This window comes from Enterococcus sp. DA9 (assembly GCF_008000875.1).
Lineage (GTDB): Bacteria > Bacillota > Bacilli > Lactobacillales > Enterococcaceae > Enterococcus_B > Enterococcus_B lactis.
This window is the reverse complement of the sequence record NZ_CP042839.1, coordinates 220,841-246,578: the sequence shown is the minus strand read 5'-3', so window position 1 is coordinate 246,578 and position 25,738 is coordinate 220,841. Positions and strand designations below refer to the sequence as shown.

The 25,738-nt window shown below is 38.1% G+C and carries 23 protein-coding genes; 19 read left to right on the top strand and 4 right to left on the bottom strand.

Going from position 1 to position 25,738, the window contains the following annotated elements; all coding sequences use genetic code 11:
• Positions 1 to 36: 36 nt before the first annotated feature.
• Genes FTX43_RS02030 through FTX43_RS02005 form a run of 6 tightly spaced genes read left to right on the top strand, consistent with a single transcriptional unit; the run spans position 37 to position 4,625 of the window.
• The gene (locus tag FTX43_RS02030; protein ID WP_002291050.1) at positions 37 to 456 is read left to right on the top strand and encodes a PTS sugar transporter subunit IIA; all 420 of its coding nucleotides are present in this window, start codon (positions 37 to 39) and stop codon (positions 454 to 456) included.
• Between the two features lie 11 nt (positions 457 to 467).
• A complete protein-coding gene (locus tag FTX43_RS02025; protein ID WP_002287114.1) occupies positions 468 to 938 on the top strand; it encodes a PTS sugar transporter subunit IIB in 471 nt (156 codons plus the stop codon).
• Positions 939 to 954: 16 nt separating this feature from the next.
• Positions 955 to 1,734 (top strand): PTS sugar transporter subunit IIC, encoded by a 780-nt coding sequence (locus tag FTX43_RS02020; RefSeq protein ID WP_002291049.1) that lies wholly within the window; start codon positions 955 to 957, stop codon positions 1,732 to 1,734.
• Positions 1,721 to 2,542, top strand: coding sequence for a PTS system mannose/fructose/sorbose family transporter subunit IID (locus FTX43_RS02015; RefSeq protein WP_002291048.1), 822 nt, complete (start codon positions 1,721 to 1,723; stop codon positions 2,540 to 2,542). The genes FTX43_RS02020 and FTX43_RS02015 overlap by 14 nt, the downstream gene beginning before the upstream one ends.
• A 16-nt stretch (positions 2,543 to 2,558) precedes the next feature.
• Positions 2,559 to 3,608 carry an SIS domain-containing protein gene (locus FTX43_RS02010; protein ID WP_047929552.1) on the top strand — a complete coding sequence of 350 codons (1,050 nt, stop codon included), beginning with the start codon at positions 2,559 to 2,561 and terminating at the stop codon, positions 3,606 to 3,608.
• Between the two features lie 12 nt (positions 3,609 to 3,620).
• Positions 3,621 to 4,625: an SIS domain-containing protein gene (locus FTX43_RS02005; protein ID WP_002310158.1), complete on the top strand. Its 1,005-nt coding sequence runs from the start codon at positions 3,621 to 3,623 to the stop codon at positions 4,623 to 4,625.
• Between the two features lie 63 nt (positions 4,626 to 4,688).
• Here FTX43_RS02005 and FTX43_RS02000 read toward each other — a convergent pair whose 3' ends face one another.
• Together FTX43_RS02000 and FTX43_RS01995 are read right to left on the bottom strand one after the other, a co-directional pair.
• Positions 4,689 to 5,333, bottom strand: coding sequence for a lytic polysaccharide monooxygenase (locus FTX43_RS02000; protein ID WP_047929554.1), 645 nt, complete (start codon positions 5,331 to 5,333; stop codon positions 4,689 to 4,691).
• 131 nt (positions 5,334 to 5,464) lie between these two features.
• Positions 5,465 to 6,349 (bottom strand): helix-turn-helix domain-containing protein, encoded by an 885-nt coding sequence (locus tag FTX43_RS01995; protein WP_002310160.1) that lies wholly within the window; start codon positions 6,347 to 6,349, stop codon positions 5,465 to 5,467.
• A 206-nt stretch (positions 6,350 to 6,555) separates the two neighbouring features.
• On the opposite strand from FTX43_RS01995, the gene FTX43_RS01990 reads away from it, so the two are divergent.
• The 9 genes from FTX43_RS01990 to FTX43_RS01945 all read left to right on the top strand — a co-directional run bounded on the left by FTX43_RS01990 (position 6,556) and on the right by FTX43_RS01945 (position 18,391).
• Complete coding sequence (locus tag FTX43_RS01990; protein ID WP_047929556.1) at positions 6,556 to 8,292, top strand: fibronectin type III domain-containing protein; 1,737 nt, start codon at positions 6,556 to 6,558, stop codon at positions 8,290 to 8,292.
• Between the two features lie 737 nt (positions 8,293 to 9,029).
• Positions 9,030 to 10,049 (top strand): NAD(P)H-dependent glycerol-3-phosphate dehydrogenase, encoded by a 1,020-nt coding sequence (locus FTX43_RS01985; RefSeq protein WP_047929557.1) that lies wholly within the window; start codon positions 9,030 to 9,032, stop codon positions 10,047 to 10,049.
• 42 nt (positions 10,050 to 10,091) lie between these two features.
• Positions 10,092 to 10,973: a UTP--glucose-1-phosphate uridylyltransferase GalU gene (galU, locus tag FTX43_RS01980; RefSeq protein WP_002310162.1), complete on the top strand. Its 882-nt coding sequence runs from the start codon at positions 10,092 to 10,094 to the stop codon at positions 10,971 to 10,973.
• A 300-nt stretch (positions 10,974 to 11,273) separates the two neighbouring features.
• Positions 11,274 to 11,651 carry a hypothetical protein gene (locus tag FTX43_RS01975; RefSeq protein WP_002291036.1) on the top strand — a complete coding sequence of 126 codons (378 nt, stop codon included), beginning with the start codon at positions 11,274 to 11,276 and terminating at the stop codon, positions 11,649 to 11,651.
• Positions 11,652 to 12,257: 606 nt separating this feature from the next.
• The gene (locus tag FTX43_RS01970) at positions 12,258 to 12,872 is read left to right on the top strand and encodes an SIS domain-containing protein (protein WP_002291034.1); all 615 of its coding nucleotides are present in this window, start codon (positions 12,258 to 12,260) and stop codon (positions 12,870 to 12,872) included.
• 740 nt (positions 12,873 to 13,612) lie between these two features.
• The gene (locus tag FTX43_RS01960; RefSeq protein WP_086315130.1) at positions 13,613 to 14,791 is read left to right on the top strand and encodes an IS256-like element ISEf1 family transposase; all 1,179 of its coding nucleotides are present in this window, start codon (positions 13,613 to 13,615) and stop codon (positions 14,789 to 14,791) included.
• Between the two features lie 201 nt (positions 14,792 to 14,992).
• On the top strand, positions 14,993 to 16,732 hold the full coding sequence (gene yfcC, locus FTX43_RS01955; RefSeq protein ID WP_002291032.1) for a putative basic amino acid antiporter YfcC: 1,740 nt from the start codon (positions 14,993 to 14,995) through the stop codon (positions 16,730 to 16,732).
• A 159-nt stretch (positions 16,733 to 16,891) separates the two neighbouring features.
• Positions 16,892 to 18,076 carry a beta-aspartyl-peptidase gene (iadA, locus tag FTX43_RS01950; RefSeq protein WP_002310168.1) on the top strand — a complete coding sequence of 395 codons (1,185 nt, stop codon included), beginning with the start codon at positions 16,892 to 16,894 and terminating at the stop codon, positions 18,074 to 18,076.
• 111 nt (positions 18,077 to 18,187) lie between these two features.
• The gene (locus FTX43_RS01945) at positions 18,188 to 18,391 is read left to right on the top strand and encodes a CsbD family protein (protein ID WP_002291027.1); all 204 of its coding nucleotides are present in this window, start codon (positions 18,188 to 18,190) and stop codon (positions 18,389 to 18,391) included.
• 101 nt (positions 18,392 to 18,492) lie between these two features.
• On the opposite strand, the gene FTX43_RS01940 is transcribed toward FTX43_RS01945, so the two are convergent.
• Together FTX43_RS01940 and FTX43_RS01935 are read right to left on the bottom strand one after the other, a co-directional pair.
• Positions 18,493 to 19,155 (bottom strand): ABC transporter ATP-binding protein, encoded by a 663-nt coding sequence (locus FTX43_RS01940; RefSeq protein WP_047928053.1) that lies wholly within the window; start codon positions 19,153 to 19,155, stop codon positions 18,493 to 18,495.
• A 12-nt stretch (positions 19,156 to 19,167) separates the two neighbouring features.
• Complete coding sequence (locus FTX43_RS01935; protein ID WP_047929560.1) at positions 19,168 to 20,664, bottom strand: ABC transporter permease; 1,497 nt, start codon at positions 20,662 to 20,664, stop codon at positions 19,168 to 19,170.
• Positions 20,665 to 21,211: 547 nt separating this feature from the next.
• On the opposite strand from FTX43_RS01935, the gene FTX43_RS01930 reads away from it, so the two are divergent.
• The 4 genes from FTX43_RS01930 to FTX43_RS01915 all read left to right on the top strand — a co-directional run bounded on the left by FTX43_RS01930 (position 21,212) and on the right by FTX43_RS01915 (position 25,728).
• The gene (locus FTX43_RS01930; RefSeq protein ID WP_002287130.1) at positions 21,212 to 22,891 is read left to right on the top strand and encodes a ribonuclease J; all 1,680 of its coding nucleotides are present in this window, start codon (positions 21,212 to 21,214) and stop codon (positions 22,889 to 22,891) included.
• A 124-nt stretch (positions 22,892 to 23,015) separates the two neighbouring features.
• Entirely contained in the window at positions 23,016 to 23,495 is a 480-nt protein-coding gene (locus FTX43_RS01925; RefSeq protein WP_073490485.1) for a YbaK/EbsC family protein, read from the top strand.
• Positions 23,496 to 23,708: 213 nt separating this feature from the next.
• A complete protein-coding gene (locus FTX43_RS01920) occupies positions 23,709 to 24,389 on the top strand; it encodes a metal-dependent hydrolase (protein WP_002310175.1) in 681 nt (226 codons plus the stop codon).
• Positions 24,390 to 24,396: 7 nt separating this feature from the next.
• Positions 24,397 to 25,728, top strand: coding sequence for a DRTGG domain-containing protein (locus FTX43_RS01915; protein WP_002310176.1), 1,332 nt, complete (start codon positions 24,397 to 24,399; stop codon positions 25,726 to 25,728).
• Positions 25,729 to 25,738: the final 10 nt, after the last annotated feature.

Here is a 25,738-nt window from a genome sequence, read left to right as displayed (position 1 = left end):
TTTTAGTATGTGTAAGTAAAAAGAGGAGATGAAAAAGTGGACAGAGAAATTATCTTAGCTTCCCATGGTAAATTTGCTTCAGGGATACTAGATTCATTAGAGCTAATCTATGGGAAAAATCATTCTATTACTGCATTGGACTGCTATACTGATGAGAATTTTGATTTAACGGAATCAGTAAGTCAGCTGTTTATGAGGTACAAAGATAAAGAAATCATTGTTCTGACGGATCTTTTTGGCGGAAGTGTCAACAATGAATTCTTACAATATATCAATCAGGATCATGTCTATCTTGTTGCCGGATTGAATTTGCCACTCTTGATTGAGCTAGTATCTCGGTTGGACGCTGAAGTACAGACAACTGTTTTGATCCAGCAGGTGCTAACTGATTCAAAAAAAATGATCCAGTTTTGTAACGAACGGATCAATCAGGAAATAGAAGAAGATGAATTTTAGGAGGAAGAAGAATGATTGTATTGACAAGAGTTGACCATCGGTTATTACACGGACAAGTAGCTTTTTCTTGGACACAAACAATAGGTGCAGATTGTATTTTGATTGCGAATGATGATGTGCCTACTAATGAGATACGAAAGACAACGATCAAATTAGCCAAGCCGCAAGGAGTCAAACTAGTAATCAAATCCATTGATGACTCGATTGCCGCATTGAAAAGCGGGGTGACAGATAAATATAAGCTATTCATCGTAGTGGAATCAATCGAGGACGCATATAAGCTGGCAGAAGCGTATCCAGAAATCAAAACCATCAACTTAGGAGGAATCAAGGCGAAACCTGGTACTCGCAGTATTGGAAAAGCGGTGAATATTTTACCAGAAGAGGAGGAACGATTGAAAAGATTGATTGACAAACAAATAGAAGTGGAGATCCGTCAAGTACCGGCAGATAAAAAAGTGGACGTAAGGGAAGTTTTGTAAGAAAGGAAGAAACTCAATGATTGTACAAGCAGTCTTATTAGGAATCGTTGCATTTATCGCACAATCAGAATATGCATTAGGGACATCACTGCTTTCTCGTCCAATTGTGACGGGACTGTTTACAGGAATCGTGTTGGGTGATGTAAAAACTGGGATCATCATGGGCGCCACTTTGGAGTTAGCATTTATCGGATCATTCTCAGTAGGTGCTTCGATCCCCCCTGATGTGGTGACCGGAGGAATTTTAGGCACGGCTTTTGCTATCACAGCTGGAGCTGGTACGGAAACGGCACTTTTACTAGGTTTACCAATTGCTACGTTGACATTGATATTGAAAAATATTTACTTAGGTCTTTTGATTCCAATTATGAACCATAAAGCGGACAGTTATGCAGAAGAAGGAAACTATAAAGGAGTCGAGCATATGCACTTGCTTGCCGGGTTCGGTCTTTCCTTGATGCTTGGTGTTGTAGTAATGGTTTCGTATATGGTGGGAAGCAATACGATCGGGAATCTACTCAATAAGATTCCTGACTTCGTTCAGAATGGCTTGTCAGTAGCTACAGGGTTGATTCCAGCTCTTGGTTTCGCGATGCTCGCTCGCTTGCTGATTAACAAACAAGTTGCACCATACTTTTTCTTAGGTTTCGCTATAGCTTCTTACTTAAAGATTCCTGTGACCGGAGTAGCTATTTTTGGTGCAATTTTAGCCGTTGTGGTAGTCAATATCATGAATGTCCGTCAACTGCCACTTCAAACCACTGTAGGGGAGGTCGAAGAAGATGAAGAATTCTGAGAGTAAAAATAGCAAAATAACGAAAAAAGAACTGAATCATGTATTCTGGCGTTCTTTTCAAATGGAGTTTTCTTGGAACTATGAACGACAGATGAATATGGCTTATGTTTACGCAATGATTCCGATTTTGAAAAAGTTATATCAGTCGAAAGAAGAAATGGCAGCAGCTTTGAAACGGCATCTAGAGTTTTTCAACACGACCCCACATATCGTTACATTGATTTTAGGGATCACGGCTGCAATGGAGGAAGAAAATAAGGATGATCCTGAATTTGATGTGACCGCGATCGACAGTATCAAAACATCTTTGATGGGACCCCTTGCAGGGTTAGGGGATTCTTTCTTTTGGGGAACTTTGCGATTGATTGCCACAGGTGTGGGCACCTCTTTAGCCATGCAAGGAAATATTTTAGGACCTATCTTGTTCATTTTGATTTTCAATATTCCGCACATTCTGTTCCGCTATCTAGCAACAGGTTGGGGTTATCGCTTAGGAACGGGTTTTTTGAAAAAGATTCAGGCAAACGGGATGATGGAAAGTTTGACATTAGGCGCGTCTATCATTGGGTTGATGGTCGTCGGAGCAATGACTGCCACGATGATTACCATCAATATTCCTTTAAAAATCGGTTCAGGAGAAAATGCTGTGACTGTTCAAAGTATTTTTGATGATATTGTCCCAAATATCTTATGTCTGGGTGCATTTGGTGTAGTGTTTTATCTATTGAAAAAAGAAGTAAAACCATTAACGATTTTGATCGGACTAGCTTTCTTTGGGATTTTTGGTTCGTGGATAGGGATTTTTTAGAAAAGGAGCAGAGAAAATGGTTACGATGCAAGATTATATTTATGAAGAAAAGGAAGTACTAAGTACGATCTTGAAAAAGAATGATTTTTCGACAAGAAAACAAATGAAAAAAACAACGAATCTGCTGATGCTAGCAACGGGTTCTTCTTACAACGCTTGTTTAGCAGCGAAGCCGGCATTGGAATCTTATGGCGAGCTAACTGTCGATATTCAAGAACCTTTTCATTTTGCTCATTATGGAAAACTTTCTCCATCAATCGATACTGTGATTGCTGTGTCACAAAGTGGGAAAAGTGCTTCTACTGTTGAAGCAGTAAAAATGATCCAAAAACAAGAAATACCGATTATTGCTGTCACAAATGACGTACAAAGTCCACTTGCTTTAGAAGCTACACAGATTATTGATTTAGGTGCTGGGATAGAAACAGTTGGCTTCGTTACAAAAGGCTATTCTGCTACTGTCTTACAGTTACTACTCTTAGGGCTAGGAATTGGGATAAGTAAAAATAATATCAGCAAAGAAATAGAACAAAACTACATGCAACAGTTACACAAAATAATCAATCATTTACCAGTGATTATTCAAAAAACGGAAGAATTTTTTGATGAACATCAAAGTTTGTTTCGTTTAACACAACGCTTCATCACTATTGGTTATGGTCCAAACTGGGGAACAGCGAAAGAAGCAGAAACGAAATTGACGGAAACAATCCGTGTCCCGTCACAAGGATTTGAGTTAGAAGCTTACATGCATGGCCCATATCTAGAGGCTGATGCTTCCCATTTGTTGTTCTTTATTGAAGGTGACAATGAAAATAAGGAACGTTCACAAAAGTTGCGGAGATATATGAGTCAGTATGTTGGAGAGACTCTCATAATTACCACAAAAAAAGCAAGAGACGAAAAAACACTTGGATTAGCAATAGAATGTAATGAATATCTGTCTATATTAGCACTTGTCGTTCCATTTCAACTATTCGCTTATAAAATCGCAGCAGCTAAAGGAATCGACTTGAACAAAAAAATCTTTGAAGACTTTGATACAGTCTTGAAAAGTAAATTATAAGAGGTGGAAATCATGTTGAAATTCAATGAAGAAGAACAAATCAAAGCAATAAAAGGGGCACTAGCTTTACGTCCGCAAGTAGAAAAAATCATCGATAAACTTTATACGAAAAAATTCGATGCTGTCTATTATTTAGGAATCGGTGGAACGTATGCTTCTTCGATGCAAGCTGTCACTTATATGAATGGGAAAAGCAACTTGCCTGTCTTTGTACAGCATGCTGCAGAATATTACACTACTGGGAACAAAAGATTAACAAAAGATTCTATCGTTGTCGTGTCCTCTGTTACTGGGACAACCCAAGAAGTAGTGAAAGCAGTAGAAGAAATCAAGAAAGTAGGAGCGACACTGATTGGATTTATCGATAAAGCGGAGAGTAAGTTGTCTCAACTATGCGATTTTGTGGTTACTTATCCAGCTCCCGGAACAGAACAAATCAAATTTTTTATGGTAGCAGATCGATTGATGTATTTGCATGGGGAATTCGAAGATTACTCAGAGTACTATGAACAGCTCGAACATTATTTGCCAACAGGGTTAGTTGAAGCAGAGAAAAAAGCAGATGCATTTGGCTTATCATTTGCAGAAAAGCATCGACGTGATAGCATGCATTATTTTATCGGAGCAGGGAATCAATGGGGAGCTGTTTATTCATATGCCATGTGTTATTGGGAAGAACAAAGCTGGCTCCCATCGAAATCTATCCATGCTGCCGAGTTTCTTCATGGGACGTTAGAGATCGTTGAAGAAACGACCCCAGTCACTTTATTTTTAGGCGAAGATGAACAGAGAGTGTTATCTGAACGTGTAGCTAAACTTTTGCCAAAAATTTGTAGTAATTATACATTGATAGATACAAAAGACTATCCAGTAGAAGGTATCAGCGAAAAATATCGCGGACGTGTGTTGTCTTTCTTATTGATGCATGCAGTGACACAGCGTATCGATGCACATGTCGAACAGATGAATTGTCATCCATTAGAGATACGCCGCTACTATCGTCAGTTTGATTATTAGGATCGATTGGATGAAAAGAATATAAAAAATAAAGAGAGCAGCGACAACTGCTCCCTTTATTTTTTAGTTGTTTTCCAAGTCAGTTAATGCATTACGATTTTGAACATTGACATCGATCACATTATAAAATGCGTTATCTGTGTCAGCTACATCCCAAACTGCTAAAATGACATGATACCCCAGACGATTGCTAGGAATATTGATTGTATGAGTCGGATTAGTATTAGACATATTGCCACGATTATTTACTTCACCAATGAATTCCAGGTCATTTCTATTCAATGGGGCATTTGGATTCCAACCATTTTTAGTCATGTAATAGTGCCATTTCGTCATTGCGTGGTCAGCTGTGAAATGCCAAGTGAATCGGTTTGCCCCAGTAGTTAAGTTGTTTTTTGTCCATAACGTAGCTGTTTGTTTATCCAAAACAAAGTCACCTACTGCACCATTAGCAGAAGCAATCCGACCATTTGCAGGTCCAGCCGAAGGGAATCCTTTTGGTGCTTCTAAAGATTGGGGTTCGTTGATGATACGACCATACTTTTCAAAAGCACTTTGCCAATTATTCCTACTATCTAGAGCACCTTGATAGCCACGGCTGATAGGTTGTGAAACATAGCCATGAGCCGAGACATCTACAGAAGACAAAGCGGCGATTCCTGTTGTAGCAAGTAACATTCCTAATCCCAATAAAGTACTTTTTTTCATTTGATGATTCCTCCAGTTAGATAAAATATTTTAAGAAAGGGTTTCCTTTTCATAAGATAGTATAAAATGTATTATCTGAATGTTATTTTTTTGTATGGTATTGCAACAAAAATAAAAAACTAGAAGAATGACTATTGATAAATAGCCTTATCATTTTTATGTATAGTTTTTTTCAAAAGAGAATCTCTCAATTCAATAATCTCTTCTTTCACTTCCTCTAGTCCTAGCCATTCAAAGAAATGGATTGCTTCGTCAATTTCTTCTAGTGCTCGTTCATTGCCATCTGCTAATAGAGCTAAAGCAGTGAATGCTTTGTAACGGGCTAAGTCTAACGTATGTTTATAACGGTCACTTACTTTTTTCCATTCTCCTAAAAATAGTTTTCTAAGAAAAACAGAAGAACGATGAAAAGATAGATGTATCCCGTTCAAAAGAAAATTTGATAATAATTCGGAATAATGAGCAGTATCGACGTATGCTTTCATTTTTGTGACACTACGCTGAAAAGAATGATAAATATACTCGTCATCGAATATAAATAAACAATTGGAAAAAATAGAAAGTTCATAGTGTCCCCATGTATCGATACCTTCCAAGTACTTTTTGATAATAGAAACTTCTGTCAAAGTTTCCGAACGAGTGAGTTTTCGGTTTCCCAGATATTGATCAATTAGTATACGTTGCGTATATAGCAGGCGATAATAAATATTCCCAGTTTTTTTATATTCTTTTAGTAGTTCATTCTCTTGCTCTTTTGTTAAATATTTTGTTGTGATCAGGTAATTAGAAAGTTTTTGTTTACCTGTAAGAGTATTGTTGTTCAGCAAAAATTGATATTCTTCAAGTGTGACATTCATCCGTTCAAGGTAATCCACTAACAATTCAAAACTGATTTTTGTTCCTCTAGATTCAAAAGCAGCTAATGTCCCTCGCTGAGAAAGCCCCTCTGTTAATTGAGCTTGTGTCAGTCCACGTTCTTTTCTTAGTTTTCGAATTAAAGAAGCATGTTTTATCATGTAAGTTACCTCCATACGTTTTTTATGAATATAAGATAACACAAGGCTGTTATCTAAGGACGAAAATGTCAATTATGCACTATTTTTGATAAAAAGTGCTCATTCTTTAAAAGCAATTTTTATTTATGTTGTAATAACATACAAAAAATGAAAAACAGTCGTTGTTAAAATAAACTATAGTTACCAAATATTAGGAGGTATGATGAATGAAAAAAATTTTTTGGCTGTCATTGGCAGCAATCGGCTGTTTCGCTGGAGGTGGACAAACTATATATGCTGCACAAGATTCTGCGGCATTGATGCCGGATATCTCAGAAAAGCAAATTGCTGTTGGTTATTATCATAATTGGGTACCAGAGCAAGGTGCGGGATATAGAGGTGGGAAACCAGCAGAGACAGACTTAGGAAAGATCAATCCGTTTTATAATGTCATCGCAGTATCTTTTATGAAAGGCGAAGGGATTCCTACATTTGAGCCATTTAATATGAGTGATGAAGAATTCAGAAGCAAAGTGGCTGCCCTGAATGAAGAAGGACGCTCAGTTATCATTTCTCTAGGCGGAGCGGATTCCCATATCGAATTGTATCGAGGGCAAGAACAAGCATTTGCAGATGAAGTGATTCGATTGGTAGAAACCTATGGATTTGATGGGTTAGACATTGATTTAGAACAAAGCGCCATTACGGCAGGTAATAACCAGCAAGTGATTCCAGAAGCGTTGAAAATCGTGCGAGATCATTATAAAAAGCAAGGAAAACACTTTATTATTTCTATGGCACCTGAATTCCCTTATTTGAGAACAGCGGGAGGCTATGTCCCATATATCACTGCATTAGAAAATGAGTACGATTTTATTGCACCACAACTATATAATCAGGCGGGCGACGGATTAAGCGTGGGCGACGAATGGATTGCTCAGAACAATGACAGTCGAAAATATGATTTCTTATATGGTATGTCAAAAGCCTTGCATAACGGAGAGAGTGGATACATTCGGATACCAGCAGATCGTCTGGCTTTGGGGATTCCAGCAAATAACGATGCGGCAGCCAACGGTTATGTGCAAGATCCATCCGTTGTCTATCAAGTATTCGAACAAATGGAAAAAGAACGTACACCTTTAAAAGGTTTGATGACTTGGAGCGTGAACTGGGACGAAGGGGTAAACTCAGCTGGTATTTCTTATAATGAATCATTTGCGAAAGCTTATCAAAATCTATTTAAGGAACAAGAACCAGATACAGAGAAACCTTCTAAACCGGCCAATCTTCGAGGAACAGCAACAAGTACGACGGTCACATTGTCTTGGACTGAATCAACAGATAACGTCCGTGTGTCACATTATAATATTTATGAAAACAATCGATTAGTAGGAACAAGCAACACTACGAATTATATACATACAGGTTTACAACCAGAAACGACTTATTCTTATACGATTGAAGCTGTCGATACATCAGGAAATATTTCTGCACGTTCTGATGATTTGAACATTCGCACTCAAGAAGCAGCAGTTTTACCAGCACCTTCTATACCAAACGGGTTGAGCATCAATCATGTGACACAATCAACAGTTCGTTTGGTATGGCAAGAAAACAGCTTATTGGAAGAAGTACTTTATTATGAAATATACAGAGATGGCAAGAAGATCGCTACCTCACAAACCGCTGTATTTGAAGATCAAAATTTGACAGCTTCTACTGCGTATCGCTATCAAGTTCGTGCAGTCAATCAGACAGGCGCTTCTTTACTAAGCCAGTCTGTCACGGCAAGAACCCTAGACGAGAACGGCCAAGGAAATTCTTGGACAGTCGGTACTTTTTATCAAGTAGGAGACATAGTCACATATAATGGTATTCAATATCGTTGCGTGCAAGCGCATATTGCAGCCGCACATTGGGCACCAGATACGGCCTTCTCTTTATGGCAAAAAATAAGTTGATGATGAGGTCGTGATAGAGGCTACTTCTGTAACACCGTTTATATCAAGCGGTTGTGGAATCAGTATTTTGACCTAAATATTACAGAAACAAAACGGCAAAATAGTTTTTCATATTTTGCCGTTTTTTAATCTAATATCGAGGGTGAGCTGATTGAACACTGTGTATCAAGAAACGATAAGCCTGATGTATAACTGCATGTCACATCATTTACTCGGAATAAGGAGGATACGACTGTTATCAAAATTTCTACCATGTGTTGACTTAAACAAAGAGCGTGAGACAAAAGTATTCTTTACTTTTGTCTCACGCTCTAAACACGTATAACCGGCGGAAGCAGAAGCAGAAGCAACTCCTTCGGAAATAAGCTGAAATTCACAAAAATTTGAAAAGTAATTTTCGTGAATTCCTTCTTATTTCTTAGAGTTAAACGCTTCTGTCCCAGCCTCTTCTTGTATGTAGCTTCAATTAAGGGTTGTTAGGAGAAACTTCCCAGCCTCCCAATGGTAATGGTAATGGAAACATAGTCAAACCTCCTTTCTCTTAGTGACAAATAAAGTATAACAAGTGTAAAAAGAAAAAAATTAAAATGTACGCTATTGCAACATTAAATAGATTATTTTAAGTGAAAGTCGATAAAAGAATTAAACAAACACTTAAAAACAATGGAAATTAGTCCAAACTTTAAGAAATGTATACTATAATGGAAATTATCAATTATTTATTTGGAGGAATATCCATGAAACAAAAAATCGCAGTTCTTGGTCCTGGATCATGGGGCACTGCTTTAGCACAGACATTGGCAGAAAACGGGCATGATGTCCGTATTTGGGGAAATGTACCTGAACAGATTGACGAAATCAATACGTATCATACAAACCAACATTTTTTACCTGATTTGACGATTCTAGAATCAATTATTGGATATAAAGAATTGGCAGAAGCAGTGGATGACGCAGATGCTATTTTGTTTGTCGTTCCGACAAAAGCGATCCGTTCAGTCGCTCAGGAACTTATTGGTAAAATGAATACTAAGCCCGTCATTATCCATGCAAGTAAAGGCCTAGAACAAGATACGCATAAACGAATCTCAGAAGTTTTGGCTGAAGAAATTCCAGAAGAAAAACGACAGGCAATCGTCGTATTATCTGGCCCTAGTCATGCGGAAGAAGTAGCAGTTCATGATATCACAACGATTACAGCTGCAAGTATTGATCAAAAAGCAGCTGCTTATGTACAAGAATTATTCATGAATGATTATTTCAGGATTTATACAAATAATGATGTGATTGGTGTAGAAACTGGCGCAGCATTAAAAAATATCATTGCTATTGGTGCCGGTGCTATCCATGGGCTAGGGTTCGGAGACGATGCAAAAGCGGCAATCATGACTCGCGGATTAGCAGAAATTAGTCGTCTTGGTGTAGCAATGGGTGCCAATCCGCTGACGTTTATCGGTTTGAGCGGCGTTGGGGATTTGATTGTTACTTGTACAAGTGTTCATTCCCGTAATTGGCGTGCCGGTAACTTACTAGGACAAGGGCATAAACTGGAAGAAGTTTTGGAAAACATGGGAATGGTCGTTGAAGGTGTGGCAACGACAAAAGCAGCAGTCGAGCTAGCACAACAGCTAGGTGTTGAGATGCCAATTACTCAAACCATCTATAATGTTTTGTATAATGGAGAAGATATTAAAAAAGCCGCAAAAGAAATCATGCTACGTGACGGAAAAATGGAGAATGAATTTTCTCTTCGTTAAATAGATGATTAACAGGTAATCGTCGTTTAGGAGGAACAGCAAGTGAAGGTCAAAAAAGCAGTTATTCCTGCCGCTGGGCTAGGAACACGTTTTTTGCCGGCAACAAAAGCCATGGCAAAAGAAATGCTTCCAATCGTGGATAAGCCAACGATCCAATTTATTGTGGAAGAAGCATTGAATTCGGGAATTGAAGATATCTTGATCGTAACGGGAAAAGAAAAGAGACCCATCGAAGATCATTTTGATGCAAATATCGAATTGGAAAACAATTTGCGAGAAAAGGAAAAAACAGAACTACTCGCTTTAGTTGAAGAAACGACTCATGTCAATCTTCACTTCATCCGTCAATCTCATCCAAGAGGACTGGGGGATGCCGTTCTTCAAGCAAAAGCATTCATAGGGAATGAACCATTTGTTGTCATGCTCGGGGATGATTTGATGAAAGATGATATCCCACTGACTCAACAATTGATGATGGATTATGAAGAAACACAATCTTCTGCTGTTGCCGTCATGCGTGTACCAGAAAATGAAACCTCTAAATATGGAATTATTGATCCTAAAACGGATAACGAAAAGGGACGTTGCAGAGTAAATGGTTTTGTAGAAAAACCTGAACTTGGAAAAGCACCAAGCAATTTAGCCATTATCGGACGTTATCTGCTGACTCCCAAAATATTTGAGATATTAGCAACTCAAGAACCAGGAGCAGGGAACGAGATACAACTAACGGATGCGCTCCAGACCCTTAACCAAACAGAAGCGGTCTATGCGAGAGAATTTAAAGGAAAAAGATATGATGTAGGCGATAAGCTAGGATATATGAAGACAAATATTGAATATGGACTTCATCATCCGGAAATCGGTGCATCGTTAAGCGCATATATTATCCAGTTGGGCAAAGAGCTAAGAACAGAAAATTAACTGGAAATAAGTGACCTGCTGAGAATAAAAATCAAATGGGTGTTAAAGCGGCAGCTTGTGCGTCATTTGCGCAACTGTCGTTTTTATTTTTTGACGTTAAGTGAATGAAGACGAGGAAAAATGAAAGATAAAAAAAGACTTTCGTGAATATATTTAGGAAATTTTCTGCTAACGGTTTAATTTTTTTTTAAGTTACATAAAAGAAAATGATTACATAAGAGAAATGAAAGCCAATCCAGAAGATTCATAGTAGAATAAAAAGGCGAATTTTTTTAATTATAAAAAAGGTGTGTGTCCACTATGGGAAAATTAGTCGCTGTTGCGCAGTCGCTACTTGATATACTCAAGTGGCTGATGGAAGGAAGTAACTGGGTATTTGTGTTACCGCTATTGCTCATTAGTCTATTTATCATGTTCAAAATGGTCAGAAAAAAAGAAAGATTCCTGATTTTTATCTGGTATGCAGCGTCTGTTGCAGTTGCTAGCTTGATGATTGAACTGGCGTTAGGTAGTTGGGAAGCTTGCATATTTGCCTTATTTTTTGCTGTATTGTATCTGATCATTTATATTCCTTATAGGAAAAGAAAGTCTCGGATCGGAAAAAAGGGTAGACATGCCGCTACTTTTTCTAGTACAGATTCTCCAGAACAAAGCAGAAGAGCGAGAAGAAGACGGTAATATTTAGTATGTATACGCAAAAAAAGATAAAAGAATGGATAAATTATTGAGTTGAGAGATTTATTTAATTGGTGAAAAAAAACTTTTTTACTTATTTAAAAGAATCTTTTCAAAAAGGAATGCTTGCTACATAGGGACAAGTCATTCCTTTTTTTTATGTTATTTATTTGTAAAAAAATCATACCAATGTTTTTTTGTATTTTCGTACTTGCACTTGAATAAGAGATTACTTACAATGAGTTCAGATAGAAACAGCTGAATAAAAAAAGGCTCCCTGACCCTTAGTTGGCGCTAAGAATCAGGGAATGACCAGTCACACTCATACACCCCTGACCGATCATTTTGCCATAGTCAATGCAGTGCATCGACCTTATTTATTGTACCTAATCTAAGGGGAAAATTCTACCCCTATGTAGAGATTTTCTATGGTCTGCACGTTGTTTTATTTGCTATGTCAAGGTATTGGGCGTATTCGTTCAATACCTTTTTTGCGTTTGAAACAGCAAAGACCGCATGTGTTACTGTTTATCTTCTGTTTTTTATGTAGTTCCTTAGATTAGGCAGCTGTTTCTATTCATGTCAAGTATAGCTAGGCGGGAGAGAAAAATGAGTTTATGTTATTTTGACTATTATTACCAATTGGAAGAGAAATTAAGGATAGAAGAGCCGTTGATGGTTCAAGCAGGAACTTGGATTGCGAAACAAATCAATCAAGGCGGCAGATTGCAGATATATGCTAGCCGCACACTAAGTGGTGTAGCATTTGAATTTTGGGATCAAACACCGGACCTTGTGCCAAGTATATTGATTGAGAACCCAGCCGGAGGTGTCTATGAAACGCTAGAAGGGGCAGGACAAGCGATTATTGATGAGCTTTCTGTCAAACCAGAAGACATTTTTCTTCTTCTTTCGAATGAAGGAAGAAATCCAGCAATCATTGAGTTGGCTCAATGGATCAAAGAAAATGGACATCCTTTGATCATTGTTACTGGGTTTGATTTGTCACGAAGCATCAAGTCCCAGCATAGCAGTGGTTTGAGATTATTTGAATTTGCTGATTTAGTTTTGGATAACCATGCCAATCTGCATGATGCAGTCTTGACTTTGCCGAATTTAGATCCAGCAATCTGTGGAACAGCCTCTCTTGCAACGATCTTTTTGCTTCAACAAGTTTTGTATTTTACAGCAAAACAGCTAGTTCAGGAAACAAGAGGAAAATAGTTTTCCACATAATGACCAAATTTTCTTTAAAAAAATGGTGTTCCACGTAAATATGGAGTGTTTGAAACGAAGAAAACGATTTTTAAAGAAGAGCAGTAATGATCATTTTTTATTTTTTTGTTATTTTAAGTTTGTTTAGCTCCAGAGGTCAGCCTTTTTTTTCGAAAGTGCGTTATTTTTATAAGTTGTTTCACAATGAGAAAAAAAGAGCTACAAAAATATGTAATACTAGATAGATAAAAAAATAGCGGAAAAAGAGACAAGAAAGAATCCGAATGGATTCTTTCTTGTCTCTTAATACACGTTGATGAAAGAGTCTTCCCCAAAACTCTTTACAACGTAATTATAGTACATTTGTTATCATTATTGCAATGAAGTTTACCTGATATAACAAAATTGTCGAAGAATATTCCTTTTTCTAATAGAAAGAAAATATACAAAAAATGAAAGATATGAGATGGATATTTATTATTATTTTTTGTTTTTTTGCAATGAAATACAATTTATTCACGATTATAAAATGAAAAAATCAGGACGGGATTTCCGCTAATCTAAAAATAAAAAAAGAATTTTAAGGAAAAAAAGAGAAATAAAATACTTAATATAAATGGAAAAAGAAAAAAATAGTCATACGAGAGTGTAAAATATTTTGTGTAAATGAAAAAATCCATACAAAAAAGGAAGTCCCTTCTGTAGAATAAAGTTAACGACAACCAATTCACAGAAAAGAGGACTTCCCTATGAATGATTTTACTACAGAAATTGTGCAAACTCTAGTCACTAAAGGCGATTTAAATGAATTATTCCGTTCGCACTTAGAAAAAGCGATAAACACACTCCTACGGACTGAATTAACGGCTTTTTTAGATTACGAAAAATATGATCGCACTGGTTTTAATTCAGGTAATTCGAGAAACGGTTCTTACTTTCGATCAATCAAAACCGAATATGGTGAATTAACATTGGAAATACCTAGAGATCGTAATGGTGAGTTTAAACAACAAACTTTACCAGCCTACAAAAGAACAAACGATACATTGGAAACCACTATTATCCATTTATTCGAAAAAGGTGTTACGATGTCTGAAATTGCTGATTTAATCGAAAAAATGTATGGGCATCACTATACTCCACAAACCATGTCCAACATGACTAAAGTTCTGACTGAAGAAGTAAACGCCTTTAAATCCAGAGCCTTAAATGATAAGTATGTCGCTATTTTTATGGACGCTACTTATATTCCATTAAAACGCCAAACCGTATCCAAAGAAGCGATTTATATTGCCATTGGTATACGAGAAGACGGCACTAAAGAAGTACTGAGTTATGCGATTGCTCCGACTGAATCAACATACGTTTGGAATGAGCTGCTACAGGATATTAACTCCAGAGGAGTTCAAGAAGTCTTGCTTTTTATTACGGATGGCTTAAAAGGCATGAAAGATACCATCCAACAAATTTATCCTAAAGCAAAATATCAGCATTGTTGTATCCATGTATCTCGTAATATTGCTCATAAAGTACGTGTCAAAGACCGAAAAGAAATCTGTGATGACTTTAAGGCTGTTTATCAAGCTAACTCAAAGGAAGAAGCGAATACATTCTTATCCTGTATGATTGAGAAATGGAAGAAAAACTATCCTAAAGTGACGCAGTCACTCATAGAAAACCAAGATTTATTGACTTTTTATGAGTTTCCACCCAATATTCGTAGAACCATTTACTCAACCAATCTAATCGAGTCTTTCAATAAGCAAATTAAAAAGTACAGCCGCAGAAAAGAGCAGTTTCAAAATGAAGAATCACTAGAACGCTTTCTAGTCAGCATTTTTGATACATACAATCAAAAATTTCTAAACAGAAGCCATAAAGGTTTCCAACAAGTAACCGATACATTAGTTTCAATGTTTACTGAGTAACTAATTATTTTGCAGAAGGACGATTTATTTACACAAAATTATTGACGCTCCCAGTCATACATATGAGAAAAAAAGCAAAATAGAAAAAAGTGATTTTCTAATAAATTATTCATGTGGAATTGACATTTTTACTGTATAATTCATTTGATTATCCATTTTTTATTCATCAAAATTACTGAGAAAAGAAAGGAAGAAATAAATTTGAAGAAAACAAATTCTTCAGGAAAACCGAAACGTGACTTCACTAAATTATCGACACCGCATACGTATGTCATTATTTTTGGTGTAGTCATCTTTGCATGGATACTGACTTTTGTCGTACCAGCAGGAAAGTTCAGCACGCAAGACATTGAATATAAAGATGCGAATGGCGAAACAAGTACTCGTACTGTTTTACGCCAAGATTCCTTCCGTTATGCTTACGAGCTGGATAAATCGTATGTATTTGATCAATTAGAAGAACTGCAAGACCATCCAGCAGAACGTGAAAAATTGGATGTTCCTGAAAAAGGATTGGAAAAAGTCATTGCTGACGGAGAAAAAAATCTTACGCAAGAAAAACTAGATGAAATTTCCTTAACAGATGATGTTCTTTATGATGAGTATGGCGAAAATATCTATGATACTTCTAAAAAATTGCATAAAACAGCCAAAATATGGGGAACAGACGATTTTGGTGGCTTTGGCTTCTTAAATTTTGTTTTTGAAGGTCTAGTATCTGGAGATAAATATGGATCTGCTGTAGGAATTGCTGCATTGATCCTTGTTGTCGGAGGTGCTTTTGGTATTATTATGCGTACCGGAGCGATTGATGCAGGAATCTATGCGTTTATCAGTAAAACGAAGGGACTGGAGCGTTTAGCTTTACCGCTATTATTCTTTGCTTTTTCATTCGGGGGCGCTACATTTGGGATGGCAGAAGAGGTAATTCCATTCTCAATGGTGATGGTTCCATTCGTCATTGCCTTAGGATATGACTCGATCGTAGCAGTAACCGTGACTTATGTCGCATCTCAAGTCGGAAATGCGACCTCTTGGATGAGTCCGTTTAGCGTAGCTGTGGCTCAAGGGATTGCTGGAATCCCAGTGTTGTCTGGTGCGACATTCCGATTGATTATGTGGGTAGTTGTTACTGCCTTAGCAGCTGGATATATGATGATATATGCAGAAAAAATCCGTAAAAAACCGGAAAGTTCGTTGACTTACAAATCAGATGATTATTTTCGTTCTCATATCAAAAAGACATCTGATGAAAATAAAAAATTCATGCTTGGCCATAAACTGATTTTAGTAGAGATGTTAGCTGTTCTTGTTTGGATCGTTTGGGGCGTGACTCAAAAAGGCTATTACATCCCCGAAATCGCTTCTCAATTCTTTGTGATGGGATTAGTTGCCGGAATCATTGCTGTTCTTTTCAAACTAGATGGAATGAAAGTCAATGACATCGCTTCTTCTTTCCAATCTGGTGCAGCTGATTTAGCTGGTACAGCAATCGTAGTAGGGATGGCCAAAGGAATCCTTCTCGTCTTAGGTGGATCCGATGCGTCTGTTCCTTCAGCTTTGAATACGATTTTGCATGGAATCGGGACGGCATTGACCGGTGTGCCAGCTGTCATTGGCGCTTGGGCGATGTACATCTTCCAAAGTTTGTTCAACTTAGTTGTTACATCAAATTCAGGACAAGCAGCTTTGACCATGCCGATTATGGCTCCATTGGCAGATTTAGTCGGTGTATCTAGACAAGTAGCAGTTCTTGCTTATCAGCTTGGTTCTGGTTTCATGGATGCTTTTACGCCCGTATCAGCTAGCTTGATTGGTGTGTTAGGTGTTGCACGAATCGAATGGGCAAAATGGGCAAGGTTCCAAATCAAGATGCAAGGATTCCTGTTTGTTTTGGGAACTATTTTCATCATGATTGCTATTGCGATCGGTCTGCAGTAGTACTGGAGACATAAGTAAATAAAAAAGTAATCCAAACAGTAGACAAATGACTCCAAGAACCGTTATTTTACGGTAAAATCAAAGGAGTAAAGATTCTATCGTTTGGATTATTTTTTAAGATCCTATCATCAGCTATACTTAAAGAAAGAGGAAAAATGTATGAAGATCATCCGACAAATTGAAGTGTTTGCACCAGATTACTTAGGAAAAATGGACGTATTGATTGCCGGTGGGAAGATTTTGGCTGTAGAAGAACAGCTAGAAGGCGGCTACGAAGGAGTAGAAGTAGAAGAACTTTCAGGTGAGGGGAAAGTACTGACTCCAGGTTTCATTGACTGTCATTTCCATATTTTAGGCGGAGGAGGAGAAGGCGGTTATCAAAACCGAACACCAGAAGTTACATTAAGTCAATTGACTACAGCTGGTGTAACGACAGTTGTCGGTTGCTTGGGAACAGACGGAGAAGGTCGTGATATGACTGCTTTGATCAGCAAAGCGAAAGGACTTGAAGCAGAAGGAATCTCTACTTATGTGTACGAGGGTTCGTACCGATTGCCGGTAAAAACAGTAACAGATTCGATCATCAAAGACTTTTTAACAATCGATAAAATCATCGGAATCGGAGAAATCGCAGTATCCGATCACCGTTCTTCTCAGCCAAGTTTTGAAGAGTTCGCCCGTGCAGCAGCAGACGCTCGTGTAGGAGGCATGTTGTCGGGAAAAGCTGGGATCATCAATGTCCACTTAGGCGGAGGAAAAAGAAAGCTAGAGTTATTGACACGAATTGTAGAAGAAACAGAAATTCCGATCACACAGTTTTTGCCTACTCATGCGAATCGTACACCAGAATTATTTGAAGCTTGCGTGGCATTTGCTAAACGTGGCGGCACGATTGACTTCACCGCTAGCGAAGATCCTGATTTTTGGGAGAAGACAGATGGGGAAGTGCGCTTCAGTAAAGCACTGAAACGATTGATTGAGGAAGATGTTTCTTTAGATAATTTCACGATGACCTCAGATGGACAAGGAAGCTTGCCTTATTTTGATGAAAACAATCATTTCCTAGGGCTAGGAGTAGGAAGTGCTAAGGCATTGCTAGTAGGGATCAAAGAAGCTGTGCAAAAGGAAAATATTCCTCTGGAAATCGCCTTGCGAGCTATAACCAGTAACCCAGCACGTATATTGAAATTGGATAAAAAAGGAAAAATTGAAATTGGCGCAGATGCAGACTTGTGTATCTTGGACAAAGAAACGCTTGATATCGATACAGTTATTGCTAAAGGAGAAATAATGATCCAAGAAAAAGAAGTCAAAGTATGGGGAACTTTCGAAAAAAGTTTTTGATTCACTATCTGACGCATCCTTTTTTAGAAAACGAGCGTTCTGTTTGTCTGTATCTGTTGTTGATGTTACCCTGAAAGTAGATCAATAAACAAATTAAGAGGAGGAAACACAATGGCAGATTTAAAAGGACGTTCTAAAGACATGAAAGACAAAGTAGTCGGTAAAGGAAAAGAAGCATACGGCAAAGCAACAGACGACAAGAGCAAAGAAACAGAAGGAAAAGCACAATCACTAGGTTCTGATATCAAAGAAAAAGCTCGTGATTTGGGCGATGAAATCAAAGACAAATTCTCTCGAAAAGATGAAAACAAATAAACAACGTTCATTACTAAATGAATCAAGCAAATAGAAATCCGAACCGTATCTGCTTCATATAGATATGGTTCGGATTTTTTGTTTGAACGTTATCCTGTTTTTTAAACTTCTATTTTTTGAAATTCTTTATTTTTTAGTTCAAAGACTTCATCGCAGCTTTTTGCTACTTCGACCTCATGGGTCACGATGATAATACAGCGATTTTGTTCATGGGCGATTTCTTGGAAAAGTTTAACGATATCTTGTGATGCGGTCTCATCCAGATTCCCAGTAGGTTCATCAGCTACAATCAGTTGATGTTCGCAACAGATAGCACGAACGATAGCGACTCGCTGTTGCTGACCTCCTGAAAGTTTGGTCACCTGTTTTTTTGCTAATACTTCATCAATTCCTACACGAGCTAGTCGATCTAAAGCAACTTGACGATAATTTTCTTGTTTGGTTTTAGTAATCTCCATTGCTGTTATGACATTGTCTAGAGCTGATAAATAAGGAAGCAAGTTGTAAGCTTGGAAAATAATCGAGACATCATTTTGACGATAACTTCTTAACCCGATTTTGTTCAGTGAACGATCCTGATAGTATACCTTTCCTTCTTTTGGTGTATCTAATCCGGAAATAAGCGAAAGAAAAGTCGTTTTTCCAGAACCACTTGCTCCTAAAATAGCGTACATTTTTCCAGCTTCGAAATTCAGTTCTACATCTTTATAAAGCGCATCTTGCGGATCTTGATACCAAAATCCCAATTGTTCTGTCCGTAACATCAAATTCCTCCTTTAATTTAATAGGATTTTTCTTGGGTTTAACCTTAATATCCCTATAGAAGCTAAAAAGACAGAAAGCAGGCTGATTCCAAATGCTACTCCGGCTAGTAGTCCTAATTGTGTAGGTTTGACATTGATTTCCAATTCGCTGACTTGATCAGAAACAGCAAATGGATTATTCGTGTTTCCTTGCTGACCACCACGCTGACCGCCTTGTTCGTTACCTGGCATTTGTCCACCGCCAGGAGCTTGTTGGTCTTGTGTCGTGGTTTCTGTCTGTTGGTCAAGTAGCTGCTGCCCCACGGCATTCGCGACGACGTTCCCGCTAATCGAAGCAACTCCTAATGCAAGAATCATACAAATAGCAACTTCGGTAAACAATTGGAGAATGATTTTACTTCTGGATTCTCCTAAAGATAACAAGACGCCTAACTCATGCCGACGCTCCCGGATGGTAATCATAATAATAAGAGTAAGTATGATAATGCCGGCTACAGCCACTAGTAAAACAACATTTTTAGAAAAACTTGCCACATTGTTTAAAGGTTCCAACATTGACTGATACATGGAATCATTTGATTGTAAGCTAAATGTATCTGTGTCGATCAGCTTCTCTGCTTTTTCGAGAAACTCATCCATTTCATCTGGATCAGATAGAGTGTAAATAGCAGAATCTATCGTGTTATCGTCAGATGTCCCATTTAATTCATTTGCAAAAGTATAAGAGGTGTAAAGTGTATTCGACGGATTCATGAAGTTGAATTTCATACCCATACTGCTACTTGTTTCGCTAGATTCATAAATTCCTTTGACCGTCATTTCATAAGTGGTATCTTCATCTTCAGTACTCGTGATTGTGAAAGTATCTCCGACTGTCAGGTCATTTGCTTCTGCTAGCGTAGAATCAATGACTACGTTGTTTGTGCCTTTGTCGCTGTCATCTATTCCTTCACCATCCGTGATTTTTGCTGTTCCATCAGAAAAAGTACTATTTTGTGCAGTTGCTGACACACCGCTGATTTGGAAATCTGCTTGAGTCATTTGCGGATTTCCGCCCATTCCTCCGGCAGGACCACCGCCTGCATCGGTAGTTTCTGAACTGTCTTCACTTGAATCAGAACTAGTGATGGCAGTTATTCCATCTTTTTCCATAGCTGAGGCGGAACTTTCAAAGGAATAGCTTTTTACATTATCTAATTTAGCTATTTTTTCCGCGTCCGTTAAGGATACTGGGGTAAGAGAAAAACTGCCCGGATCTGGACGTTCTTCAGCGGTAGAATTGCTTGAAGAAGTTTGTTCCTGTTTTTTAAATGAAGCTTCTCGATTGGCACTTAAAGTCACTGTTGCTCCAACTTCTTTTTGTGCTTGATTCGCTGCTTCTTCTGCAGCGCTTCGAATCGTGAGGCCAGCTAGCACAAAAATAAGAATGGCTGTGAACACGGCAAACAATAACAATGAACGTCCCCATTTTACTTTTGTACTTTTCCATGCACGTTTCATAAAATTCATATCTTGCATCCCTCCTAGTAGATGCATTTGATAATAGACAACCAATCTTAAAGCTAGCTTAAATCTTATGCTGTTTGCACATCATCAACACGAGGTTCTGCATATATAAAAAGTCACTATAGTTATTGCAAAAAATGTGGTAAAATGAAAAAAGTATGTTTCAAACCGACGAAGAAGAGATGAAAGAGAAACAGCAAAAGAAATCCTAGATGTTACAGAGGAATTTTCATTTGTTTAGTGATTCTAACAATTGCTGATACTAGCGATTTAGTTCATTTGTTGTATAATAATGGGGAACAGCCGAATACTCATATAAGTATTCTGGCTATAGCGTTTCGCAAAAGATCCATTTTGTTAATGAAGTATATCCAAAATAAAATGCCCAACCAACTGTCAGAACGCGGATGTGCTGGTAATTTTCCTGCTGATTCTCCATAAGTTGAGAACTAGTGATTTTGCATGTGCTTCATTGGAATGGCTCGTAAATTTAGATAAAGAAGAAAATCGACATCTTTAAACTTGGATGTCATAAGAAGAGGTGAAATTTGTGAGTACCATTAAAATTATCCCATTAGGCGGCGTTCGCGAAAATGGAAAAAACATGTATGTCGCAGAAGTGGGCGAGGATATTTTCATATTAGATTGTGGGCTAAAATATCCTGAAAATGAGTTGTTGGGGATCGACGTCGTCATCCCAGATTTTACGTATTTAGAAGAAAACATTGATCGTGTAGCTGGTGTCTTTTTAACACATGGGCACGCAGATGCGATCGGGGCGCTTCCCTACTTGTTGTCGAAAATTTCTGTACCAGTATTTGGAACGGAGTTGACGATCGAGTTAGCAAAATTGAATGTCAGTCGTAACGAAGCAGCCAAAGGATTTAAGGATTTCCATGTGGTAGATGAGCATACAGAAATCGACTTTGGTGAAACAGTAGTGAGCTTTTTCCGTACCACTCACACGATACCAGATTCAGTGGGGATCAATCTGAAAACAAAAGAAGGTAGTATCGTTTATACGGGAGATTTTAAATTTGATCAAACGGCTATCCCGATGTATCAAACAGATTATGCACGATTGGCAGAAATCGGCAAAGAAGGAGTCTTAGCTTTACTGAGTGAATCGGCAAATGCAGAGAATCCTCAACCAGTAGCTTCTGAAGCTCAGATAGCAGATGAAGTATTTGATACAATCAAATATTGGGAAGGACGCATCATCGTCGCCTGTGTAGCAAGTAATTTGCAACGAGTGCAACAAGTATTGGACGCAGCAGAAAAAGCACAACGAAAAGTTGTCTTGACTGGTCAAGATTTTGAACGAATTATTCGAACAGCGATGCGTTTAGAAAAACTTCAATTACCAAGTGAAGATTTACTTGTTACATTGAAAGACATGAAAAACTATGATCCAGAAGAACTGATCATTTTAGAAACTGGCCGAATGGGTGAACCCATCAAGTCTCTGCAAAAAATGGCAAACGGCACACACCGTAATGTCAAGATCGAAGAAGGCGATTTGGTTTATATCACTACTACGCCAAGCATCGCGATGGAAACAATCGTGGCGAAAACGGAAGATATCATTTATCGAGCTGGTGGAACAGTGAAATTGATCTCTGAGAATATGCGTGTTTCTGGTCATGCCAATCCTAATGATTTGCAATTGATGATCAATTTGATGAAGCCGACATATTTTGTGCCAGTTCAAGGGGAATATCGGGAATTAGCTGCTCACGCAGATTTGGCTCATGCAGTAGGGATGCCTTACAAAAATATCTATATTACTGGACGCGGAGATGTGCTGGAATATAAGAATAAGCGTATGAGTGTTGCAGGAACTACAAGTGCAGAAAATGTAATGATTGATGGTTTAGGCATAGGCGATATCGGAAACATTGTTTTACGTGATCGGAAAATCTTATCAGAAGATGGGATTTTCGTAGCGGTTGTCACTATCAGCCGAAGGGAGAAGAAAATCATCTCAAAACCTCAAATCACTTCACGAGGATTCGTTTACGTAAAAGCTAGCCGTGATCTGATGAAAGAAAGTAGCAATATGATTGAAACAATCGTTGAGAAACACTTAGAAAGCAATGATTTTGAGTGGAGCAAATTAAAGCAAGACATTCGTGATCAATTAGGTCGTTACTTATTTGAACAAACAAAACGACGTCCTGTGATCTTGCCAGTCATTATGGAAGCTACTCAACGTCGAAATAAGAAATAAACAAAGAGTAAGATGGCTCTCCCTATAGAGTGCTCGTCTTGCTCTTTTTTTGAGGGAAACAAATGATTTTTGAATACAGTATCCTTCGCTTTATAATAAACGATAGAATAAAGGGAGTGGATCAATGATGAGTCAAACAAAAGTCGAACGTTATTTAGAAGAACAAAAAATCAGCTATCAACCACTTGATTTTAGTCATATAGTAGAGGGATCTTTCACAGAAGAACTACAAAAAAGAGGGATTGATCCAGCTTTGATATGTAAAACTCTCGTAGTAAAAGGGAACAAAACCGGGGTGATCATCGCATTGATTCCTTTGAATGATCATTTAGATTATAAAAAAACGAGACAAGTGACGAACGATCGTAAAGTCGGTTTTCCTGGGATGGATTTTGTCTTAACACATACCGGATATCCTCACGGAGCGAATACCCCTATTGGAATAAAACTCGCACATCCTGATTATTGTTTTTTAGCAGACAGTTCTTTAAAAGAAAAAGAAGAAGTGATTGTGTCGAGCGGTGAAATCGGGAGAAGCCTCCAAATAAAAGTAACTGATTTAGAAAAAATCGTCCATCCTATTTACGCTGATTTAATTAGTTAAGTGACGAGAAGGGGAGCCAAGCAGAGAGCTCAAACTTGAGATTATATCTGCTTGGTACTTGGTGCATCCTGTATTATCTGTTACAATTGCTTTGTGCATACTGTACTATCAATCCAATGAAAATATATTTATTAACTATATTTTTTCATTGATGTGCAAGTAATGAAATCGGTTTTAATAAAAAAGATACAGAGAAAACGTGAGGTGTAGAATATGAAAATTACGTATCATGGACATTCTTGTTTAACGATTGAAATGGAAAATGGCCAACGTGTGATGATTGACCCGTTTATTACAGGAAACCCGTTGTCAGATTTAACTGCAGAAGAAGTAAAGACAGATTGGTTGCTGATTACTCATGGACATAGTGACCATATAGGAGATATGATTCCTATTGCAAAAGAAAATCAAGCCACGATTATTAGTATTGTTGAGATTGCTGATTATGCAAATAGCAGAGGAGTAGATTCTTTCGGTATGAATATCGGCGGAAAACATGCATTTCCATTCGGCACAGTAAAATTCGTACATGCACAGCATAGTTCAAGCTATGAAGTAGACGGTATCGTTCAGTATATGGGTGAGCCTAGCGGAATCATTATCCAAGCAGAAGGCAAAACGATTTATCATGCAGGAGATACAGCTTATTTCAGTGATTTAGGATTGCTTGCAGAAGAGTTCGATATTGATGTTGCTTTCTTGCCGATTGGTGATAACTATACGATGGGACCAGAGGATGCGGCTCGGGCTGCACAAACAATTCGTGCCAAGAAAGTCGTTCCAATCCATTTCAATACGTTCCCTGTCATTGAACAAGATCCTGAATCTTTTGTAGCATTACTGGAAGATAGCGAAGGAAAAATAATGAGCGTCTCGGAAACGCTGGAAGTGTAGGCAGAAAATGGCGACAAAACATGATTTAATTTTAGAATATATTGAAAGTTTACCTGTGGGCAATCGAATTTCTGTAAGAAGCATCGCAAAAGAATTGAATGTCAGTGAAGGAACAGCGTACCGTGCAATCAAAGATGCGGAAAATGTCGGACTAGTTTCAACGATTCAACGAGTAGGTACGATCCGTATCGAACGTAAATTAAAAAAACATATTGAACGTTTGACATTTGGCGAAGTCGTCAGGATTATTGAGGGGGACGTTTTAGGTGGCTCGGCAGGATTAGACAAGGTCTTGAATAAATTTGTCATTGGTGCGATGACTAAACATGCCATGGAACGCTATATTACACCAGGATCACTGATGATCGTCGGCAATCGGGCGGAAGTCCAAAAATTAGCATTGGAAGATGGCGCTGCAGTATTGATCACAGGAGGATTCAATACGACTACTGAGATTGCAAAGCTAGCCGATGAACTTGAAATGCCAATCTTGCGCACTTCTTATGATACATTTACAGTCGCTACCATGATCAACCGAGCGTTAAGTGACCAATTGATCAAAAAAGATATCATGCTTGTTAGCGATATCTACATGCCGGCGGAAAAGACACATTATTTGCATCAGATGGATACGATTTCTGATTATCAACGTTTGTCAGAAGAAACGCAACATTCACGTTTTCCAGTCGTTAATCGCCATCACCGTTTGATGGGGATCGTTACGGCAAAAGACGTTTTAGGGAAATCACCAAATCAGATCATTGATCGAGTGATGACGAAAGAACCAATTAGTGTAAAGAAAACAATGAGTATTGCTTCTGTTAGTCATCAAATGATCTGGGATGGGCTGGAGGTCATGCCGGTCGTCTCCGATGACTTGACATTGGAAGGCTTGATTACCCGGCAAGATGTAATGAAAGCGATGCAGCTTGTCCAGCGACAACCGCAGATTGCAGATACGATTTCAGATCAGATATCTGGAAATATCCATACGATTGATACCGATCGTGAAGGGAATCGTTTGGAAAATCCTAAGTTCAAATTTGTAGTGACACCACAAATGGTCAATGGTGTTGGAACCATTTCTTTTGGCGTGCTTAGCGAAATCATTTCTGATGTCGCACAAAAAACAATGGTGATGAACCAAAAACGAAACATCTTGATTGAACAAGTGAACCTACATTATTTGCGGCTGATCCAATTGGAAAGCGAGTTGGACATTCGTCCACGTGTATTGGAAATCGGCAGACGTTCCGCTAAATTGGATATCGAAGTATTTATTGAAAATACCATCGTTTCCAAAGCAATCGTTGTTTGTCAAGTAATGGAACGTTCTTAGAAAGCAGGAG

Excerpts from the sequence above, each read along its gene's own strand:
- FTX43_RS02025 (WP_002287114.1), top strand. The coding sequence starts at position 468 with ATGATTGTATTGACAAGAGTTGACCATCGGTTATTACACGGACAAGTA.
- FTX43_RS02020 (WP_002291049.1), top strand. The coding sequence starts at position 955 with ATGATTGTACAAGCAGTCTTATTAGGAATCGTTGCATTTATCGCACAA.
- FTX43_RS02015 (WP_002291048.1), top strand. The coding sequence starts at position 1,721 with ATGAAGAATTCTGAGAGTAAAAATAGCAAAATAACGAAAAAAGAACTG.
- FTX43_RS02010 (WP_047929552.1), top strand. The coding sequence starts at position 2,559 with ATGGTTACGATGCAAGATTATATTTATGAAGAAAAGGAAGTACTAAGT.
- FTX43_RS02005 (WP_002310158.1), top strand. The coding sequence starts at position 3,621 with ATGTTGAAATTCAATGAAGAAGAACAAATCAAAGCAATAAAAGGGGCA.
- FTX43_RS02000 (WP_047929554.1), bottom strand. The coding sequence starts at position 5,333 with ATGAAAAAAAGTACTTTATTGGGATTAGGAATGTTACTTGCTACAACA.
- FTX43_RS01995 (WP_002310160.1), bottom strand. The coding sequence starts at position 6,349 with ATGATAAAACATGCTTCTTTAATTCGAAAACTAAGAAAAGAACGTGGA.
- FTX43_RS01990 (WP_047929556.1), top strand. The coding sequence starts at position 6,556 with ATGAAAAAAATTTTTTGGCTGTCATTGGCAGCAATCGGCTGTTTCGCT.
- FTX43_RS01985 (WP_047929557.1), top strand. The coding sequence starts at position 9,030 with ATGAAACAAAAAATCGCAGTTCTTGGTCCTGGATCATGGGGCACTGCT.
- FTX43_RS01975 (WP_002291036.1), top strand. The coding sequence starts at position 11,274 with ATGGGAAAATTAGTCGCTGTTGCGCAGTCGCTACTTGATATACTCAAG.
- FTX43_RS01970 (WP_002291034.1), top strand. The coding sequence starts at position 12,258 with ATGAGTTTATGTTATTTTGACTATTATTACCAATTGGAAGAGAAATTA.
- FTX43_RS01960 (WP_086315130.1), top strand. The coding sequence starts at position 13,613 with ATGAATGATTTTACTACAGAAATTGTGCAAACTCTAGTCACTAAAGGC.
- iadA (WP_002310168.1), top strand. The coding sequence starts at position 16,892 with ATGAAGATCATCCGACAAATTGAAGTGTTTGCACCAGATTACTTAGGA.
- FTX43_RS01945 (WP_002291027.1), top strand. The coding sequence starts at position 18,188 with ATGGCAGATTTAAAAGGACGTTCTAAAGACATGAAAGACAAAGTAGTC.
- FTX43_RS01940 (WP_047928053.1), bottom strand. The coding sequence starts at position 19,155 with ATGTTACGGACAGAACAATTGGGATTTTGGTATCAAGATCCGCAAGAT.
- FTX43_RS01935 (WP_047929560.1), bottom strand. The coding sequence starts at position 20,664 with ATGAATTTTATGAAACGTGCATGGAAAAGTACAAAAGTAAAATGGGGA.
- FTX43_RS01925 (WP_073490485.1), top strand. The coding sequence starts at position 23,016 with ATGATGAGTCAAACAAAAGTCGAACGTTATTTAGAAGAACAAAAAATC.
- FTX43_RS01920 (WP_002310175.1), top strand. The coding sequence starts at position 23,709 with ATGAAAATTACGTATCATGGACATTCTTGTTTAACGATTGAAATGGAA.
- FTX43_RS01915 (WP_002310176.1), top strand. The coding sequence starts at position 24,397 with ATGGCGACAAAACATGATTTAATTTTAGAATATATTGAAAGTTTACCT.